This window comes from Candidatus Contubernalis alkalaceticus, assembly GCF_022558445.1.
GTDB classification, from domain to species: Bacteria; Bacillota; Dethiobacteria; order SKNC01; family SKNC01; genus Contubernalis; species Contubernalis alkaliaceticus.
In genome coordinates, this window is sequence record NZ_CP054699.1 from 47,621 (window position 1) to 66,052 (window position 18,432).

Sequence of the window (18,432 nt, forward strand, 5' to 3'; positions counted from 1 at the left end):
ATCAGGATATTTACCTGCAGTATTGAGAAAATTAAGTAAGCAAATTATTTTTATTATCTATAAGAAAAAGGGAGCAAAGCATTGAAAACTGACAGTACAATAAAAGTAGGTATTTTGAGTTTATCTAATTATATTACCGTGCTGGTCAATACAATATTGTTTCCTGTTTTTCCTGCCATGGCCAGAGACCTAAATATAAACTTGACGGATCTGGCTATATTGGTGGGGATTGTTTCTTTTCCCGCTGCGATTATCAACCTGTTTGGAGGGGTTTTATCAGATCGGTTTGGCCGAAAGTTAGTGATGGTGGTATCTTTATTCCTTTATGGCTTAGGTGGTCTGCTGGCAGGGTTGGCTGTCATTTTTACAGCAAACCCTTATTCACTTATTCTGGTGGGAAGGTTTCTGCAGGGGGTAGGCTCAGCGACACCTATGTTTTTGAGTGTGGCGTTAGTGGGTGATATTTTTCGCAGCATTGAGAGAAGCAAAGCGGTGGGGTTTTTAGAAACAGCCAACGGTCTGGGGAAAGTTTCAAGTCCGGTCATTGGAGGAGCCATCGGATTGCTTTCCTGGAGAGCTATTTTTTTTGTTTATCCCTTAATAGCAATACCGGTGGCCGTGGCAACCTGGATATACATCAAAGAGCCAAAACAGGGCCGGGAAGTGGATTGGAAAAAACATAAAGAAGCCTTTCTGCTATTTAAAAATAGATCCCGTATACTAAGTTTATTGGCTGCATTTATGGTTATATTTATTCTTATTGGCACCATGTTCTGGATGAGTGATTTTCTGGGTACAAAGCTGCACATTAACAAATTGCTGCGGGGTGTAATCATTGCTCTGCCTGCTGTGGCCATGATGTTAACCACTTTAATGGCAGGATTCATTTCCGAAAGGATTCACCCTCGAATGATTATGTCCGTGGGTATGTTGTTGTTGGCTGGAAGTACAATTATTTTAGGTTATGTCTTTAACACGCTTTTATTTTGGCCGCTTATTGTGCTCATCGGTATAGGGGCAGGCATTACCCTGCCAGCCATTGATACTGTAAGTACCTCTGTTGAGTCTAAGGATATCAGAGGATTAACCACAACCATTTATGGCAGTGCCAGGTCACTGGGAGCTGCTCTTTCCACCATAACATTTTCGTTTCTTTTGCATTACGGCAGCCGCCTAACCTTTGTCAGTATTGGAGCCGTGGGCCTGGTGGTGACGGTAACCTTTTATTTGTTATTTATAGAAAAAGATATTTTGCCGGAGGAATTGATGCCTGAAGATGCTGCACCGGAACAGGGCTAAAAATGTTTGTTTCCCCATACGCGAACACCTTTAATAGTTTGCTGACAAAATTGAAAGATTTTGGCTATAAAAACCAGCATTATAAGCAAACAAAAAGCCAAAAAGAATAAATATATTATAATAAGATAGATTGGGTAGGTATAAAAGGATGAGGTAGGGGCAGTGGTTGGCCGGGCAAAATTAATTACATGCTGACTAACGGGGTATAGAAGCCAGATCAAAGCTGCCGTCAAAAAGGCGTGAGCAATTCTGGTGATAAAAAATAACCTCAGGCCAATGTCTGTTTTGGCTGCTATACTGCTTACTTGTGCATGAACAGATAAACCGCTCCAGCCCAACATAAAACCGATGGCAATTATCTTTTGTAACTCTGTGACGGCTGCTTCGGAGACAGTGGTGGAACCAATTGTGGTTTCAAAAAGTCCCCTGGCAATGGATGGCATAGTCTCCAGGGAAAAGCCCAGGGGAACTAAAAGCAGGGTAAAACCTGAGGAGATTAGATTAATCAAGCCTGCTTGAGTAAAGATGCTGATAATTACGCCGAAAAGGATGATAAAACCGCCCACATTCAAAAGTTTTAGAACTGAAGAGGTAACGGCATTATTTAGCAGCTTACCGATGGTTTGTTTCTGCTGTCTTTGAAACCGCAACATGGTTACAAGGGCTTTTTTTATGGATACAGAGTTGTTTGGGCCATAAACTTTTCTTATTTCACTTTTCTTATAAAAACGTAGGCCAACACCAATCATGAGGTTTGCCAGATAATGGGTACCTGCAATTATAAACCCCAGTTCCGGCCGCCCAAGCATGCCGACAGCCACTGCACTGAGCATAAACAGTGGTGTGGCAAAATTTGTAAAACATATGAGCCGCTCTGCTTCTGATTTTGTACATAAAGTTTTTTCCCGCAGCTGTGCAGTGAGCAGGCTATTAATGGGGGAACCACCCACCAGTCCCATCACCAGGACAAAGCCACCGGAGCCGGGCACATTAAACAGGGGCCTCATGACTGGCTCCAATAAAATGCCCAAAAAATGGACAAACCCAAGTTTCATCAATAGTTCTGATGCTACAAAAAAGGGCAGTAGGGAGGGAAAAATAATTTCCCACCACACTTTTAGTCCTTCAGCAGCACCCTCAAAGACGACTGCAGGCTGATAGACCATAGAGATAATAAAAACAACAGCCAATAATGTCCAAATTAAGCCTGGAATATCCCGCCTGTTTCGGCTGATTTGCCTAAATAAATAAAATCGCAAAAGCTGTTCACCTCTTAGGTTGTAATAAATTAATTATTTGTTTGTTTTAAAATATTATTGCAGAACTCTGTTTTTTATTCAAAGAAAAGCATAAACTACAATTAGTTCACCCAATCGGTATTTGAAGTTATCGTAAAGAAGGTTTTTATAAGTTAAACAAAGTTCAAAATATTATGAATTTAATTATGGCTTCCACTGAGGGAATAGTTCAGATAAATTTGTGAGTCTATAAAGATGTCTTAAGGATAAATACGAGATGACGCAGACTTACTATAATAGGCATAATAAAAACCCAGGGCACTCATTAGGCCAATAGAATAGGCGATTAATGAGTTTAGTAATCCCCATTTGGCTTCATTATAGGACAGAAACCCCAATTGAATGGCGGCTAATTCAACTGCCACAGCTATTATGGAAAGAAATAATACCGTTAAAAATTTTCCCAGACGGTTCTCTGGTAAAACCCTGATTAGAATTACTCCTATGGCAAAAAAGGGCCCTATAATTACAAACAGGTCTAATTCCCCCAGGGGAATCATTATGAATTGTTCCTCCCAAAACTTATGTTCAATAAAGAAATGCTCTAAGATAGCACCTACGGTCATAGTCCAAAGGCCTACGGGAAATGCTTTTAGGAAACAGCGGGAGGAACATAAAAAATAAATTATAATCCAGGATAAAAGGGCCAGTATTAGCCAGGGCAGATTGTGCTGATCTAAAAAACCAGTAATGATGTCTAGGGACATGGTCTTACCTCAACTTTCTAACAGTTTATTAATCAGGTGGAGAATCAACTCCACCTGATTGTGCGGTGTTTCAGCTTGCTGAAACGAGTTCACTATTGTATTATATTGTGCCCCAGGTGACAAATTTTTAAAAGATATCGTTTAATTTAATTAATAGTCAAAAGTCAACAGAGGCAGGGTGAATCATAAAATAAACATATATTGCCACTATCTAATCCAACTCCTTCTTTAGTATAATTATCCCATGGTGCAGCCGGGATATTCTATAACATAAATTTAAAACTGGAGGAGTTAGAAAACATGAAGATTTGGAAACCTAATTTAAATGTGCATAAAGGGGCCAAAATTTTTGTATTAGCGGTATTTTATCTGTTTGTAATCTTTTGCGTTTCAATTGTCAGCAGCGAGAATTTAGCTGACGGTGTGGATGTGGACAAGGTACATAAAAATCAAACCTTACAAATTGATGAAGAAAGAATGGAAGAATCGCGGTTAGAGGAAATTATTGAAAATAATATTCTTGAAAAGACAAAAGACACAGAGTGGAGGGATGTAGAACTGTTTGAGGAGGTGGTGAGAGAGGAAGCGGAAAAGGAGCCTGAAACCACCGGTAGAGATAATAATGCCTACCAAAAAACTATTTCTGAAAACATAGGAGCCCAAGAGTCGGAACAAGAAACCTTAGAAAAGGATATGGCACAGTCTGAAACTGTACAGGCAGCAGCACAAGAGATAAAATATGACCAGTCTTTAAATAAATATGTTTTGGAGATTATAAAAACTTATCCTATAGGGCCAGGAAATTACCCATATTTGCTGAATAATGATTATGCTAATTATAATGGGGTTACCACAACCTTGACTTACCAGGGAAAAACCTTGTTAAAAGCACATCCCAGCGGTAACAGGTCCAGCCACTGCGTAGGAATAACTTTTGAGGTATTATTTAGGGCTTTGCAGGAGAGAAACAGGCAGTTGGGGATTCCAGTGGAGGATTTCAATGGGATGAACTGGGACAACCTTCATGACTTTGTTTTAAACTGGTATGCGGCTTCCGGCTCAAAGAGGACCAATAACATTGTTTTGGCGGTAGAAAAGTATGGTATAGGAAAAAGAATAACTAATTTAGAAGATGTCCAGCCGGGAGATTTTATTGACTTTGACCGAGAAAATGGAGGCGGCCATGCTGTTGTATTTATAAACTGGATTAAGGAATCCGATGGAAGGATAATCGGCCTTAGGTATTGGTCCAGTCAAGGATCTACAGGAGGAATAAATTATAATGAGGAATTCTTTAATGTTTATGGTAAAAATGGAGCGAAATATGGAAGGGTGATTAAGGAGGGAATGTTTATAGTCAGGATTTTTCCCGTTAGCCAATACAAATAGAAAGAAATGATTTTCATTACGTTTAAATGAATAAAGTATGCTATAGTTGTTGGCCACTATACTTAAAGCAGCGCCAATGCCCGGAGCCTATAGGCCCCGGGCATTGGCGCTGCTTTAACCGGCAGCTATCTTAGTGCCGTAAGTCTGGGCTTAACATTTGGGGGTTTTAATTTATGTTTTTGCTTTTGTGGCTGCGGTCCCTTTCACTTTTATTCAGGAACTTTTTTCTCAGTCGGATATTTTTTGGGGTAATTTCCACCAGTTCATCATCTTCAATGAATTCTATGGCTGACTCCAGGGAAAGGAGTCGAGGTTCTTTTAGTTTAACGGTGTCGTCTGAACCGCTGGCCCGTACGTTAGTTAGCTGTTTGCGTTTGCAGACATTGATTTCCAGGTCTCTGTCTTTGTTGTTTACACCAACAATCATTCCTTCATAGACTTTTGTGCCCGGTTTAATAAACAGCGTCCCCCTTTCTTCTGCCTGAAACAGTCCATAAGCAACAGCCACTCCTGTCTCCCAGGCAACAAGGGCGGCTCGATAACGGGTATTAATTTCACCCTTATATGGCTGGTAACCATGAAAACTATAGTTCATAATCCCTCTACCCCGGGTCTCGGTTAAGAATTCGGAACGAAATCCTATAAGTCCCCGGGCAGGGACCAGATAATCTATGCGTACATCACCGCCTCCTGCGGGGATAATGTTTACAAGTTTACCTTTCCGTCGACCCAAGTTTTCCATGATGGTACCCTGGGCATCTTCGGGAGTAAGGATTATCAGATATTCAATAGGTTCTGATTTTATGCCATCGATGGTTTTAAAGATAACCTGAGGTTTTGAAACCTGCAGCTCATAACCTTCTCGCCGCATATTTTCAATAAGAATAGAAAGGTGCAGTTCTCCACGTCCTGAAACTTTAAATTGGTCCGGGCTGTTGGTTTCTTCTACCCTAAGGCTTACATTGGAATCAAGTTCTTTAAAAAGACGTTCTCTCAATTTACGGGAGGTGACATACTGGCCCTCCTGCCCTGCAAAAGGACTGTTGTTGACCATAAAAGTCATACTTAAGGTGGGTTCGTCTACGGTTATTACCGGCAGCTGTTCTGGAGCTTGCAAATCAGCAAGGGTTTCTCCAATATTTACTTCTTCTAAGCCGGCAATGGCAGCGATTTCCCCGGCGGAAACCTCTTCAGTTTCATTTTTATTTAAGCCATTATATACAAAAAGCTTAGCCACTTTTCCTGAAGCCAGGGAACCGTCGTGGCGAATTAGTGCGATTTGTTCACCCCGTTTTACGGATCCTTGTTTTATCATCCCTATGGCATACTTGCCTACATAACTATCATGCTCTAAATTAGCAACCAGCATTTGAAACGGTCCCTGGGGGTTACATTCAGGGGGTGTAACATGTTGGATAATTTCCTCAAAGAGAGGTTCCATGCTCAGGCGTTTTTCAGCAGCCCAATCTTTGACAGCCCAACCCTCTTTGGCAGAAGTATAGATAACAGGAAATTCCAGCTGCTGATCATTGGCTCCCAGTTCGAAGAAAAGGTCAATAACTTCATTTAATACCTCCAGGGGGCGGGCATCGGGCCTGTCTGCTTTGTTGATTACCACCAGGGGTTGCAAATTTGCCTGTAGTGCTTTACTCAAAACAAATTTGGTTTGCGGCATCGGGCCTTCAAAGGAATCTATTATAAGAAGAACACTGCTGACCATGGTTAAGGCACGTTCTACCTCACCGCCAAAATCAGCGTGGCCAGGGGTGTCTACGATGTTTATTTTAATATCCTTATAATTAACAGCCGTATTTTTGGCCAAAATTGTGATTCCCCGTTCCCGTTCCAGGTCATTAGAATCCATAACTCTTTCCACAACGGCGGCATTATTATGAAACGCACCGCTTTGGCGCAGCAAACAGTCCACTAATGTAGTTTTTCCATGGTCAACATGGGCTATAATAGCAATATTTCGTATTTTGTCTTTGGTTAGGTTACTTATCATTTGCTTTTAATCCTCCTCAATATAACATTAAAATTATAGCAGGTAAGCAGTGAAGTTGCAAGAAATCATTTTACATTTTTTTGTATTTTAGCAATAAAAATATTAAAATCCCTTGCATTTTATAAATCATTATGATATGGTTATCATTAGTGTTGAAAAGTTGAGTAAATTTTCACCATCTTTAGGCCTCTGATTGAACAGGCAGGACATAAGGGTGCATGATGTTATTCGCTTTTTGAACAAAATTTTTTCAAGGAGGCCTATATGATGATAGGTAAAGTGAAATGGTTCAATTCTGAAAAAGGTTATGGTTTTATTGAAAGATCCGAAGGAGAAGATGTTTTCGTGCATTTTTCCGCAATCCAGGGAGATGGATTTAAGACATTAGAAGAAGGTCAGGATGTCGAGTTTGACGTGGTAGAAGGCAATCGGGGCCTGCAGGCTGCAAATGTTACTAAGTTCTAAAACAAAGTAATAAAAGTTTCTAAGGACATTTTCGGCAATTCCGGAAATGTCCTTATTTTATGCTTTTCACGAAAAAATATTGGGTTGGTTTGTGTTTTTACAGGCGAAAGCTGGAAGAATAGTTAATGTAAAACAAAGTTTAAATTATATATTAAAAGGAGAGTAAATTTATGCAGATTTTTGAAGAGTTGGGCTTAAGCCGCTCTTTACTCAAAGCTGTTTCAAGGATGGGGTTTGAAGCTGCTACACCTATCCAGGAGTTGGCGATACCATCAGCTCTGGCAGGAAAAGATATTATAGGGCAGGCGCAGACGGGGACGGGTAAGACAGCTGCTTTTGCCATTCCAATGATTGAGAAGATAGAACAGGGGACAGAAAATATCAAGGCTCTGGTGGTTACCCCCACCAGGGAATTGGCTGTTCAGGTGGCGGAAGAAATAAATACCATAGGGCAAACTAAAGGGATTAAAGCTTTACCTATCTATGGAGGGCAGGATATAGTCCGGCAGATCAGATCCCTTAAGAACAGACCTCAAATCATAGTAGGGACACCGGGTCGATTAATGGACCATATGAGGAGAAAAACTATACGGCTTCAACAAGTGTGTATGGTTGTATTGGATGAAGCGGATGAAATGCTTAATATGGGATTTATTGAGGATATTGAGACAATTTTAGAAGGAATTCCTGTTGATCATCAAACACTGCTTTTTTCTGCTACCATGCCTAAGGCTGTTCAGAATTTAGCCCAACGGTTTATGAAAAATCCGGAAGTGATTAAGATAAAGTCCAAAGAAGTTACTGTTCCCAATACGGAACAATATTATTATGAAGTCCATGAAAGGCAAAAGTTCGATGTTCTCTGCCGTGTATTAGACATACAGTCTCCAGACTTAGCGATAATTTTTGGTAGGACCAAAAGACGGGTAGATGAATTAAATGATGCTTTAAATAAGCGGGGATATGTTGCAGAGGGAATCCATGGAGATCTTACCCAGGCCAAACGGGATAGTGTAATGCGAAACTTTAAAAATGGTAAGACGGAAATTTTGGTGGCTACCGATGTAGCTGCCCGGGGCCTGGACATAAGCAACGTTACCCATGTTTATAACTTTGATATTCCTCAGGATGCGGAATGGTATGTTCACCGGGTTGGGCGAACCGGTCGTCTGGGGAAACCCGGCATTGCGACTACGTTTGTGACTCCCCGGGAGCTCAACCAGCTGAGAATTATAGAAAAAACTACAAAACGAAAAATTATTAGACAGACGGTACCTACGTTAAGTGAGGCTTTAGAAGGACAGCAGCAAATTGCCATGGATAAACTGATACAAGTTGCAGAAAATGAAGATCTCCGCCAATATCAGGAATTAGCCGCAACGCTGCTGGAGGAAAGAGACTCTGTAACCCTTTTGGCAGCAGCCCTAAAAATACTTACCAAAGAACCTGATAACACACAGGTTACTTTGACCGAGGAGACTCCCTACAGGCAGAAGAAGTCAACAGGATATAAGGGAGGAGCACAGGGAAATTTCAGAAAGCCCAAATTCAAGGGCGGCAGAGACGATAGAAGGAAAAAGCAATATAAAAAGCAGGATAACAAAAGGGATAATTGGGCGTAATATCTGCCACTTTGCCTTAAACTTACAACACTTAAGACCATAGGGACAGTTGCTATATAATTCTTTTTTAGGCTTCGTAGATGTATTGACACGGAGCCTTTTATATTTGCAAAAAAAAGTATTTGTTGACTTACAGAAGGAAAGCTAATATAGCATATTGCAACAGCAATGCTCTATATTAGCTGACAGGGAGGTGTTGCTGTGAGGTTTAATGTGGATGGGATGAAGCCGATTTATGTGCAGATATCGGGTGCTGGAAACAGAAATTTTATCCGAGGGTAGTAAAGGTAATGAAAAAATATATTCTCAGTATCAGCCGGCGGAGATGTTTAAATTAATCCCGCCACTGCCGCCAAAGGGCTTAACATGCTGGCAGATGAAGGGATCCTGTATAAAAAGCGGGGATTGGGCATGTTTGTTCACCTAACACATGATCATGGGTAGCACTTTCAAAGCTCCGGGGCCCGGGTTTTGGAGCTTTGAAAGGTAATTAAAGGGACAAATATCAAGATCCTTTGTTGACATAGTGTTTTTACCATTATACCAAAATTCTTCAAAATACCCCAAAAATATTACAAAGATTAACAATAGATATTGACAACGATTTGTAAAAGTGGTATCATTAGCATAACTCAATTTGTTTGGTATTTTTATCCAGAAGAATAATTTGTTGCAAAGTATATGTAGGATTGTTACACATTTAATATGTAGGAAAGGTAAATACCTGACCGACAAAGGCAAACTTATCGAAAGGTAAGGACGCAAAACTATGGGTCTAAGGTTCGTAATTACGGACTATGATTGCCAGGTTACCGAAACAGGAATTATTTTTTTCGGAGTCGGTCCCTCAAAAACGTAAGGAGGGACTTTTAATGTTAAAGAAGTTTGTTATTATGCTGCGAATATTTTCCTTAAGTGGAGCTATGTTTTTTTTAGTAATGGGTGTAGGTATGGGGTTTGATGGGAACTATTATGGATCTTCATTTTTCCAGTCTTCTTCTCCGGAAGATGTAAGTTTAAGGGTACAAGTTACGGAAGCCGATGAAAAAGAAGAAAAAACGCAGGATGATTCCAAATGGATGGATCTGGAGGAGGACATTAGGAAAGAAGAAAATGAAGATAACAATGCGGGGCCTTTGCAGGAAGATCTTAGCACAGGGGCAGATCAGGCTTCTTTAGAGCCAGTTTCATTAACAGCTTCAGATGCTCAAATTGATAAAAATTTCGAAGAAAAAACTAACCCTGTGTTAGAACAGGCTAAACCAACGCCAGAAACAACAGCTTCAACTCAGGAATCTACTCAGGAGGCAGTACAACCGGTAGAACCACAGGAAGAGATTACTCCAACAGAAACGGCCCAGCAGTCAACAGCACCTGTAACTTATTCATTTGGCAGTGCTCACACTATTCGTTTTAGAGTGGAAGTTGATGTTACCAACAACAGTGGAGAAGTATCAAACAATATTCAGGTAGACGTCCCTTTGCCGGAAAATAATTCTCCTTACCAGACTACCAGCCTGATTTCTACTAACTATCCTATTGTTTCTTCCGCCGGCAGAGTCAGCACATTTCATATTGGCGAGTTATTACCTGGAGAGACCAAGACTATTGTTGCTGATTACAATATGACCTTACGTCCGGTGTCAATTAACTCTACCAATAATACGGTAGAAACAGCCAGACAGATTTACAATAAATATGCAGGGAGTGGAAACTGTTATACATTGGCTGTTGCATTTGTCAATGACTGCACAGGACAGGGGCTTAAAGCCAGGGTGGTTACAGGTTTTGCAAGGACACAAAGAACGAACATAGCTGTCGGTTCATTGGCGGGCTTCCGTCACAGCTGGGCAGAGTTTTATGTGGATGGCCTGGGGTGGGTACCGGTAGACCTTACCTTTAAGTATTTTGGAAATTTCCCCCATGCCTCTCACGTTGTTGAAACATATAACGATCAGTCCATAAGAGTAAGGTTTCAAGGAGGAAGCTTAGGGGCAGTTTGGAAGAATTCCATTATATAATAATTATCTAAAAAAATTTATCATAGTTTTTTTGCAGCATATTCAGCCGCCCCACCGGTTGTAAGCAGCTGCAATCTAGGAAGCTCCTTTTATATTTTTTAAAAGGAGTTTCCTTGTTGTTCCGGCATGAACTTCAGGTGTTGGTGGAAGCTTTAAGGGGACAGCAGTGTGTTTAGCAGGTAGTATGATTATATGCATAATCAGAGATGCTAAATGCAGAGGAGAAGAAAGTGTTTTAGATTTGACGATTAAAACAAATATATGTTATAATCAAAAATGTTGGATTATTTATTAAATGCTTTTACAGCTAAAACCTGGTCTAAAGTAAGGGCTTATGAAGTTAGTTATTGTTCGGAGAGATGGCTGAGCTGGACGAAGGCGCTCGCCTGGAAAGCGAGTAGACGGGTTAACCCCGTCTCGAGGGTTCGAATCCCTCTCTCTCCGCCATTTTAAAGTAAAAGCTTGCCTTTTTTGAATCAGCAGGCTTTTTTATATAAGATTAATGATTGGTCGTGCTAGGTGGGGAGGTAGCGGTGCCCTGAACCTGCAAACCGCTATAGCAGGGCTGAATTCCTAACCGAGGTTTATATTCTTTAGGGTCTGCCCCTGGCAAGTGGTGATGAGGATTGGGTCCTGTGCGACGTGAGCTCATGAACCCCGTCAGGTCCGGAAGGAAGCAGCGGTAAGTGAACCCTTGCGGGTGCCGCAGGGCTGCCTGGTCCGAGCTAACTACCAGGGTAACGTCTGGGGAATTAAATCGACGAAAGGTGCACGGCCATATAATAATTTAAATTAAAAAAAACAGAGGGACCATCAGGTGCCTCTGTTTTTTTTAATTTAATTTTCTATGCTTCTGCCTGCTGCTCTTTACAAGCTGCGGGTTGAATTTGCTCTTGGCCGGAAATATTCGATATTTTTTTCTCCTGCAATATATCTTTAACTACGCTGGGCTGTGCTGGAGTTATTACGAATGCTTCTTTTCCAGCAGTTAAAAGAAGCGCTTCACCGGGGAAGGTGCTGGCCAACATCATTACCTGCCCCCATTCTTTAAGCTTAGGTTTACCCACATGGTAGCCTACTCCGTTAGTTAAAAAAGGAAAAGAGATAAAAGGGATATTTATTATTCTAATATCTTCAATGGTGCTGATATCAATTTCTTTTTTGCCCTGGAGGCTGGTGAAGACAATACTGTTTCCTACGATATAGTAACCTAATCGGGATTGGGGTGCGGACAAGATATAAAACAGAATTACCAGGGTTAAGAATCCCGGGACAACTAAATTGGTCTTATTAAAAACCAGGAAGGAAATTACAATAACAAACATACTGAAAAACAATATTAAAACCTTTGATTCTTGGGCTTTTACAATCCTTTGTATGATGACTTTATTTTTATCTTCCATATTATATATCACTCCCCCTTTTATTATTTAACATAGCATTAAGAGATTCCTTCTTTTAAATAGTAACTTCTATTATATTGGACCTCCTTGATTATCTCTATTTCTGTGATAAAATGGGTTTAACAAGGATAAAAAAAGAAAAGGTGAACTATGAATTACTTAGCGTTATACCGCAAATGGAGACCGCAGACATTTGAAGATTTAATCGGCCAGGACCATATTACCCGTACTCTTGAAAATGCTGTAAAGAGTGGGCGTGTTTCACATGCCTATCTTTTTTGTGGCCCCCGGGGTACAGGGAAGACCAGTGCTGCTAAAATACTTTCCAAAGCGTTAAACTGTGAAAGGGGACCAACGGCCCACCCCTGCAATGCATGTAATTTATGTCTAGGAATTAACCGAGGCAGGGTGATGGATGTTTTGGAAATAGATGCAGCTTCAAATCGGGGGATTGATGAAATCAGGGAGTTGAGGGATAAGGTTCGCTACGGGTGTTCCCAGGCCCGGTATAAGGTATATATTGTGGATGAGGTTCACATGTTAACTGCTGAAGCCTTCAATGCTCTTTTAAAGACACTGGAAGAACCACCAGAGAATGTTATATTTATTTTAGCTACTACTGAAGCTTATAAACTTCCCCAGACTATATTATCCCGCTGTCAGCGTTTTGATTTTCGCCGTATTTCTGTTCCAGATCTGATCCAGGGGTTATCCCGTGTAGCCTCGGGAGAAGGAATTTCGGTGGAGGAAGGGGCCCTACACTTGATTGCCCGGAGTTCAGAGGGGGGGATGCGGGATGCCCTGGGGCTGCTGGAGCAGGTTATGGCCTATAGCGACAATTCCGTTACTTTGGAATCTGCGAAAAAGATTTTGGGTATTGTAGAAGAAGAGATATTTATAGAAATGGCAGCGGCGGTTTTAGAAAAAAAGCTAGTAAAGGGCTTGAAGATTGCTGGAGATTTGGTGGATTCAGGAAACGATATGGGCAAGTTTATCAGGGATATGTCCAGCTATTTCCGGAGCCTGGTGCTCTTGAAAATGCAGGGAGAAGGACCCATGCAGTTAGAGATTCCTTGGGTTTGCCTGGATGTCATGAGGGAACAGGCACAGTCTTTCAACCATGAAGCACTGATGTCGGTGTTGGAATTTTTGGGGGAAGCCCTTCTGAGCCTCAGGGGCAGTTCCCAGCCCAGGTTTGTTTTGGAAACAACAGTGTTTAAAATCTGCCAGGTGGATTACTGTCTGAACTTGAAAAACCTTCAGCAAAAAGTAGAGGTTTTGGAAAAAAGGATCTTAGGGTTCGACAAAAGATTATCTGAAGGTGAAAATCCACAGCAGGAAAAGCCTTATAAGTCCAGGGGCTTTCAATCCCGGCTAAACAGGGATCCCTCCATTGATGTTGGGGTAGACAACAGCCGGAGCAGAGATCTTCTGCTCAAAGAAGATGCAGTTAAAGAAGTATCTACAGAAAGATTTATCTCCCAAGGGGAGACTGACGACAGAAATGATGTCCAGCAGTGCTCGATGAAAGAAAACAAAAGTTCCAAAGATTTTGTAGGCACAAAACCATTGATAGAAGAACAGCTGTCCTTGGAAGAGGTTAAAGTCTTGTGGAAAAAATTATTGAATCTGTTTTCCCGTAAAGATGTTAAGATGCATTCCATGCTGATTCGAGGAAAGCCGGTATCATTTGAAAAAGGAACGTTAACCGTAGCCGTAGAAAACTTCATCTGTCAAGAAAAACTAAATTTACATGATAACAACAAGGGTATACGGGAATCATTTCGAAAACTTACCGGTAAAGATATAGGTTTTAGTTTTGTATTAAATAATACTGTTGGAGAAGAAACTGACAATGAATCGGAAGTCTCTTCTTTTAAAAAGGACAGTAGTTTTCCGGATCAATGGGAAACAAGCAGTATAAGCACTGAATCCTCCGCAGAAATAAGTGATGATATGCATGGAGGGAGTTTGATTGATATGGCTGTAGATATGTTTGGAGGTAAAATTTTAGAACCAGACAAAAAAAGAGGAGGTATTTTTGATGTTTAAAGGTGGTAACATGAACAAAATGATGAAACAGGTCCAAAAGATGCAGGCGGATATGGCCAAACTTCAGGCAGAACTAGAGGAAAGGGATGTAGAGGTTGCTTCCGGGGGAGGTGCTGTTAAGGTAGTGGCTACAGGTAAAAAGGAAATAAAGGAAATAATCATTGCTCCGGAAGCGGTGGACCCTGAAGATGTAGAAATGCTGCAGGATTTGATTCTCAGTGCGGTTAATGAAGCTTTGAGGAAAGCAGAAGAGATGGTTGCGGCGGAAATGCAAAAAATTACAGGAAATCTAAACCTGCCCCCGGGGATGTTTTAAGATAATAATATTAGTAAATTTGACCTGTTATTGGAGAGATTATTATGTATTATGCTGAACCTATGGCCAAACTTATTGAAGCTTTCAAGCGTCTGCCGGGAATTGGGCCTAAAACCGCTCAACGCCTGGCGTATTTTATTATAAAATTACCCTTGGCAGAAGTTGAATTTATATCCCGGGCACTGCTGGAGGCAAAGCAGAAAATAACCTGCTGTTCTTGCTGCGGCACCCTGACAGAAAAACAGCCCTGTATAATCTGTGAGGATATACGGAGAAGCCGTGAAATTATTTGTGTGGTTCAGGAGCCCAGGGATGTTTTAGCCATAGAAAAAATGGGAGAATACCAGGGACTTTACCATGTGCTGCAGGGGGCTATATCTCCCGTTGATGGAGTAGGCCCCGAGGATTTGAAGATAAAGGAATTATTGGCCAGGGTGAAGAATCATCGGGTTAAGGAAATTATTTTGGCAACAAATCCTAATGTAGAAGGAGAAGCTACGGCAGTATATATCTCCAGGGTTGTAAAGCCCCTGGGAATACACGTTACCAGGATTGCCCACGGGTTACCTGTAGGAGGAGACCTGGAATATGCCGATGAAGTTACTTTGGCCAGGGCGTTGGAGGGTAGAAGGGAAATATAATTATAAATGAATAGGACCCCCGTTAATAGTTATTCATTTATTTTCTTGTAACTATAATATTTTATAATTTCCAGCATATACATGGTATAAAGGCAAGGGGGTTGTCTTCCATATGAGTAAGATTCAACAGGCGATTTCAAAGATTTCAAATTTGAAATCAGACAACGTGCCGGAACAAAATGAGAAAGATACTATGCTGGAAACAATTGAACAAGCCCGAATAGAAATGAACCAGGCTAAAAGTTTTTTTGATTTTGTTTCTGAGCCTGAACAGGTAGATCAGGCTATATATGCCTTAAATGCCGCAGAAAAAAAATATATGTTTTTTTTGAAACGGGCAAGGAATGCCGGATATAAAGTAGATGCGTAAAGTTTTATTTAGATAAAGGGTAAGAAAGATTGTATAGAGTGGAAAAAGGAGGTGTTTTTTTGGATGCACTGGATTTTAATTCCGTAATGGCGTTTGCTTTTGCTGCTCTGTTGTTGTATTTAGTTGCTCGGTTACTTCTAGTTCCCTTTAAGCTTATTGTTAAGCTGGTGCTTAATGCTTTAATTGGTGGGGTATTGTTGGTTTTTTTTAATCTGATCGGCTCCCCCTTGGGATTTAGTGTAGGGATTAATATAATTACTGCTTTGGTTGTTGGTTTTTTAGGGATTCCCGGACTTATACTGTTGATTATAATTCAATTTATCCTGGGTTGAAGCCTTTCAAAAGAAGGCTTTTTTTTTATATAGTTTTTAGAAAATTAAAAAAGGTTTTAAGGAAAGTTATGTCAAACTATAAAGGTATATAAATAGCTATGCAAAATTATGTCGATTAGTGTATTCCATATAAATGAAATATAAAATGTATTGAAGCACATATATTGCAATTGATTTGAATTAATTGGAAACGATTCAGGTAACAGCAATAGTAGGACAAGACCCTACGGGAATTGATGTGCTGTCTGCTCATCTCATGGGTATATTTTATACTGATTAATCTTTTGCCTGAGTAGTTACAATTCATTATAAGAACAAAGAGAGGGGAAATGAAATGTGATTTTTGGGAAAAAAAAGCAAAAGGAAAAAAAGGAAAAGGATGAGAAAAATAAAAAGGTTAAGATAGGACTTGGAACTAAACTGGTGGCAGGGTTTTTAGTTATTGCTCTAGTTCCCATGATTATGGCTGCCTATACCGCCATAATAGGAATTAATGAAGGAATTGAAACTCAGGCCCAATCTGCCATTAACAGTGACCTGAATTCCGCCAATGAAATCCTCGGACAAAGGGTTAGTGAATTAACTTTGTTAACCAGTTTAATTTCATTAGATGAAAGCATAGCAGCTTATGTTCAAATAGAGAACCAGGAGAATTTAGGGAACCGGGAAAATCGGGAGAACTTAGAAGTTAGGGAGAACTTAGAGAGCTTGGAAAGAATATTAAGTCAGCATTATGAGCTCCAGAATTTAAGTTTTTTAACGGTTACCGATAGCGAAGGATCTGTCATTTACAGGTCTTCCAGCGATAATATAGGGGATAGCCTGTCTGATCATCCTTTTTTTAATTCGGTGCTTAACGGTGGAATTCTGGAAGGGGTAGTTATTTTGGAGGAGGATTATCTCTTACTAGAAGGGTTGGCAGATGAGGCATCATTAATTGTTGCTGCCACAGAGGATACATCGGAGTCTGTAGAGAGAAGGGGACTGGCTTTAGTTTCTGCAGCAGCTATTTATAACGAAACAGGGGCATTCGCAGGAATGATTGTGATTGGGGATATTCTAAATAATAACTTTGATATGGTAGATCGGATAGGAGAATTATTAGGGGTTACTTCCACGTTCTTTTTAAACGAGTTAAGAGTTTCCACAAACGTAAGAGACTTAAGTGGAAACCGTGCTGTAGGGACCCGAATTTCTTCTGCGGTTGGGCACGAAGTTTTAACCAATGGGGAGAGGTATTTGGGTAAGGCCTTTGTGGTTACAGAAGATTATATTACAGCGTATGATCCTATAATAGACCCCTGGGGGGACATTGTGGGAATTCTTTATGTCGGTATTCCAGAAGCTCCTTTTATTACTATGAAGTCGGAGAGTCTCAACAGGTTTATTGTTATTGGGGTAATAAGCCTGGTGATGGCAGTAATTATTGCTTATTATCTCACCCGGGGGGTTACAATTCCGGTAAATGATCTGGCAAAGTGGATGAAAAAGGCAGAGGATGGGGATTTATCTGTAAAGGTAATCAGTAAAAGCCGTGACGAATTAGGGCTGCTGGCTAACAGTTTTGACAATATGTTGGAGGGACAGAGGGATATAATAAAAAAAGTGTCGGAGACGACGGATCGGGTATCTCGTTTTTCTCAGGACCTTTCATCCTCTATTGAAGAGAGCAATGCAGCTATGCAGGAGATATCTTCTACAGTAGAGGGTGAAGTGGCAAAGAAAGCGCAGGACATTGCTCTAATATCTCAACAGGCAACAGAAAGCGGAGCAGAGACTCAAAGGATTGCTACAGATGGGGGCCAGGCTGTAGATGATGCCATGAAAGCTATGCTGGAGATTGATCAGGCAACCTCAGAGGTAGGACATGTAATAATGGAATTGGATGAAGGGTCAAAGCAGATTGAAATGATTGTAAACACCATTACGGGTATTGCTGAACAGACGAATCTTTTGGCACTAAATGCAGCCATTGAAGCAGCCAGGGCCGGAGAACAGGGTCGTGGATTTGCGGTAGTTGCAGAGGAAGTTAGAAAGTTGGCAGAGGGAAGCAGCTCGGCGGCCGGTGAAATCGGTGGTTTAATATCTGATATTCAAGGTCGAACCGGAAATGCCGTGGAAAAAATGAAAGCAGCCAGTGAAATTGTAAAAAAAGGAGCTGGGTTGGGGGGAAAAGCCCGGGAGCATCTGGTAGAAATTCAAAAAGCAGTGGAAGAGATGAGCGATCTTATTAAGAACATTGCATCCGCGGTAGAAGAACAGTCTGCCTCAACAGAAGAGATTGCTGCCAGCACTGAGGAACAAACAAATGTATTGGATGATATCAGCAAAACTACAAGCGAATTAGCATATATGGCGGAAGAATTAAATGGGTTAATTAGGAGATTTAAATTATAAAACATGAAAAAAATTATTATAATAAAAAGAGCTATGCAGCATGCTGCATAGCTCTTTTTATTATAATAATTTTTAAGGTATAAGACCCCCACCTCTAAGCGTTAGCGTAGGTGGA

General features: G+C 40.7%; 15 protein-coding genes, 1 tRNA gene, 1 other RNA gene, 1 pseudogene and 1 riboswitch. Of the genes and pseudogenes, 14 read left to right on the plus strand and 4 right to left on the minus strand.

Features of this window, described 5'->3' with window-relative positions; genetic code table 11:
• Nucleotides 1-81: 81 nt before the first annotated feature.
• Nucleotides 82-1,299 carry an MFS transporter gene (locus HUE98_RS00200; RefSeq protein WP_241421906.1) on the plus strand — a complete coding sequence of 406 codons (1,218 nt, stop codon included), beginning with the start codon at nt 82-84 and terminating at the stop codon, nt 1,297-1,299.
• Here HUE98_RS00200 and ylbJ read toward each other — a convergent pair.
• Together ylbJ and HUE98_RS00210 are read right to left on the minus strand one after the other, a co-directional pair.
• Nucleotides 1,296-2,558, minus strand: a complete 1,263-nt coding sequence (gene ylbJ / locus HUE98_RS00205; RefSeq protein ID WP_241421907.1) for a sporulation integral membrane protein YlbJ — start codon at nt 2,556-2,558, stop codon at nt 1,296-1,298. The genes HUE98_RS00200 and ylbJ overlap by 4 nt on opposite strands.
• A 239-nt stretch (nt 2,559-2,797) precedes the next feature.
• Entirely contained in the window at nt 2,798-3,304 is a 507-nt protein-coding gene (locus tag HUE98_RS00210) for a hypothetical protein (protein ID WP_241421908.1), read from the minus strand.
• 300 nt (nt 3,305-3,604) lie between these two features.
• Between HUE98_RS00210 and HUE98_RS00215 the strand changes: the two genes are divergently transcribed.
• A complete protein-coding gene (locus HUE98_RS00215) occupies nt 3,605-4,693 on the plus strand; it encodes a hypothetical protein (RefSeq protein WP_241421909.1) in 1,089 nt (362 codons plus the stop codon).
• Nucleotides 4,694-4,859: 166 nt separating this feature from the next.
• On the opposite strand, the gene typA is transcribed toward HUE98_RS00215, so the two are convergent.
• Nucleotides 4,860-6,698, minus strand: a complete 1,839-nt coding sequence (gene typA / locus HUE98_RS00220; RefSeq protein ID WP_241421910.1) for a translational GTPase TypA — start codon at nt 6,696-6,698, stop codon at nt 4,860-4,862.
• Nucleotides 6,699-6,965: 267 nt separating this feature from the next.
• Here typA and HUE98_RS00225 point away from each other — a divergent pair, with 267 nt between their 5' ends.
• The 6 genes and pseudogenes from HUE98_RS00225 (at nt 6,966) to ffs (ending at nt 11,581) form a co-directional block, all read left to right on the plus strand.
• Nucleotides 6,966-7,163 carry a cold shock domain-containing protein gene (locus HUE98_RS00225; RefSeq protein WP_318036530.1) on the plus strand — a complete coding sequence of 66 codons (198 nt, stop codon included), beginning with the start codon at nt 6,966-6,968 and terminating at the stop codon, nt 7,161-7,163.
• 170 nt (nt 7,164-7,333) lie between these two features.
• On the plus strand, nt 7,334-8,785 hold the full coding sequence (locus tag HUE98_RS00230) for a DEAD/DEAH box helicase (protein ID WP_241421912.1): 1,452 nt from the start codon (nt 7,334-7,336) through the stop codon (nt 8,783-8,785).
• 222 nt (nt 8,786-9,007) lie between these two features.
• Nucleotides 9,008-9,205: pseudogene (locus tag HUE98_RS00235) on the plus strand (GntR family transcriptional regulator); the annotation flags it as partial.
• A gap of 306 nt (nt 9,206-9,511) precedes the next feature.
• Nucleotides 9,512-9,602, plus strand: a riboswitch (cyclic di-GMP riboswitch).
• A gap of 55 nt (nt 9,603-9,657) precedes the next feature.
• On the plus strand, nt 9,658-10,806 hold the full coding sequence (locus HUE98_RS00240) for a transglutaminase-like domain-containing protein (RefSeq protein WP_241421913.1): 1,149 nt from the start codon (nt 9,658-9,660) through the stop codon (nt 10,804-10,806).
• A 353-nt stretch (nt 10,807-11,159) separates the two neighbouring features.
• Nucleotides 11,160-11,253, plus strand: a tRNA-Ser gene (locus tag HUE98_RS00245).
• Between the two features lie 63 nt (nt 11,254-11,316).
• Nucleotides 11,317-11,581: signal recognition particle sRNA large type (gene ffs / locus HUE98_RS00250), an RNA gene on the plus strand.
• A gap of 70 nt (nt 11,582-11,651) precedes the next feature.
• Here ffs and HUE98_RS00255 read toward each other — a convergent pair.
• Nucleotides 11,652-12,209 carry a PH domain-containing protein gene (locus tag HUE98_RS00255; RefSeq protein ID WP_241421914.1) on the minus strand — a complete coding sequence of 186 codons (558 nt, stop codon included), beginning with the start codon at nt 12,207-12,209 and terminating at the stop codon, nt 11,652-11,654.
• 150 nt (nt 12,210-12,359) lie between these two features.
• On the opposite strand from HUE98_RS00255, the gene dnaX reads away from it, so the two are divergent.
• From dnaX to HUE98_RS00285, 6 genes are all read left to right on the plus strand, one after another.
• The gene (dnaX, locus tag HUE98_RS00260; RefSeq protein ID WP_241421915.1) at nt 12,360-14,261 is read left to right on the plus strand and encodes a DNA polymerase III subunit gamma/tau; all 1,902 of its coding nucleotides are present in this window, start codon (nt 12,360-12,362) and stop codon (nt 14,259-14,261) included.
• Complete coding sequence (locus HUE98_RS00265) at nt 14,254-14,577, plus strand: YbaB/EbfC family nucleoid-associated protein (RefSeq protein ID WP_241421916.1); 324 nt, start codon at nt 14,254-14,256, stop codon at nt 14,575-14,577. The genes dnaX and HUE98_RS00265 overlap by 8 nt, the downstream gene beginning before the upstream one ends.
• Nucleotides 14,578-14,621: 44 nt before the next feature.
• Nucleotides 14,622-15,218, plus strand: a complete 597-nt coding sequence (gene recR, locus HUE98_RS00270; protein WP_241421917.1) for a recombination mediator RecR — start codon at nt 14,622-14,624, stop codon at nt 15,216-15,218.
• Nucleotides 15,219-15,330: 112 nt separating this feature from the next.
• Nucleotides 15,331-15,588: a DUF2508 family protein gene (locus tag HUE98_RS00275; RefSeq protein WP_241421918.1), complete on the plus strand. Its 258-nt coding sequence runs from the start codon at nt 15,331-15,333 to the stop codon at nt 15,586-15,588.
• A 59-nt stretch (nt 15,589-15,647) separates the two neighbouring features.
• A complete protein-coding gene (locus HUE98_RS00280) occupies nt 15,648-15,920 on the plus strand; it encodes a pro-sigmaK processing inhibitor BofA family protein (protein ID WP_241421919.1) in 273 nt (90 codons plus the stop codon).
• A 336-nt stretch (nt 15,921-16,256) separates the two neighbouring features.
• Nucleotides 16,257-18,317: a methyl-accepting chemotaxis protein gene (locus tag HUE98_RS00285; protein ID WP_241421920.1), complete on the plus strand. Its 2,061-nt coding sequence runs from the start codon at nt 16,257-16,259 to the stop codon at nt 18,315-18,317.
• Nucleotides 18,318-18,432 lie beyond the last annotated feature (115 nt).

Bases quoted from the DNA above. Each gene is read 5' to 3' on its own strand.
- HUE98_RS00255 (WP_241421914.1), bottom strand. From the start codon at position 12,209: ATGGAAGATAAAAATAAAGTCATCATACAAAGGATTGTAAAAGCCCAA.
- HUE98_RS00230 (WP_241421912.1), top strand. From the start codon at position 7,334: ATGCAGATTTTTGAAGAGTTGGGCTTAAGCCGCTCTTTACTCAAAGCT.
- HUE98_RS00215 (WP_241421909.1), top strand. From the start codon at position 3,605: ATGAAGATTTGGAAACCTAATTTAAATGTGCATAAAGGGGCCAAAATT.
- HUE98_RS00225 (WP_318036530.1), top strand. From the start codon at position 6,966: ATGATAGGTAAAGTGAAATGGTTCAATTCTGAAAAAGGTTATGGTTTT.
- HUE98_RS00275 (WP_241421918.1), top strand. From the start codon at position 15,331: ATGAGTAAGATTCAACAGGCGATTTCAAAGATTTCAAATTTGAAATCA.
- dnaX (WP_241421915.1), top strand. From the start codon at position 12,360: ATGAATTACTTAGCGTTATACCGCAAATGGAGACCGCAGACATTTGAA.
- typA (WP_241421910.1), bottom strand. From the start codon at position 6,698: ATGATAAGTAACCTAACCAAAGACAAAATACGAAATATTGCTATTATA.
- recR (WP_241421917.1), top strand. From the start codon at position 14,622: ATGTATTATGCTGAACCTATGGCCAAACTTATTGAAGCTTTCAAGCGT.
- HUE98_RS00240 (WP_241421913.1), top strand. From the start codon at position 9,658: ATGTTAAAGAAGTTTGTTATTATGCTGCGAATATTTTCCTTAAGTGGA.
- HUE98_RS00210 (WP_241421908.1), bottom strand. From the start codon at position 3,304: ATGTCCCTAGACATCATTACTGGTTTTTTAGATCAGCACAATCTGCCC.
- HUE98_RS00265 (WP_241421916.1), top strand. From the start codon at position 14,254: ATGTTTAAAGGTGGTAACATGAACAAAATGATGAAACAGGTCCAAAAG.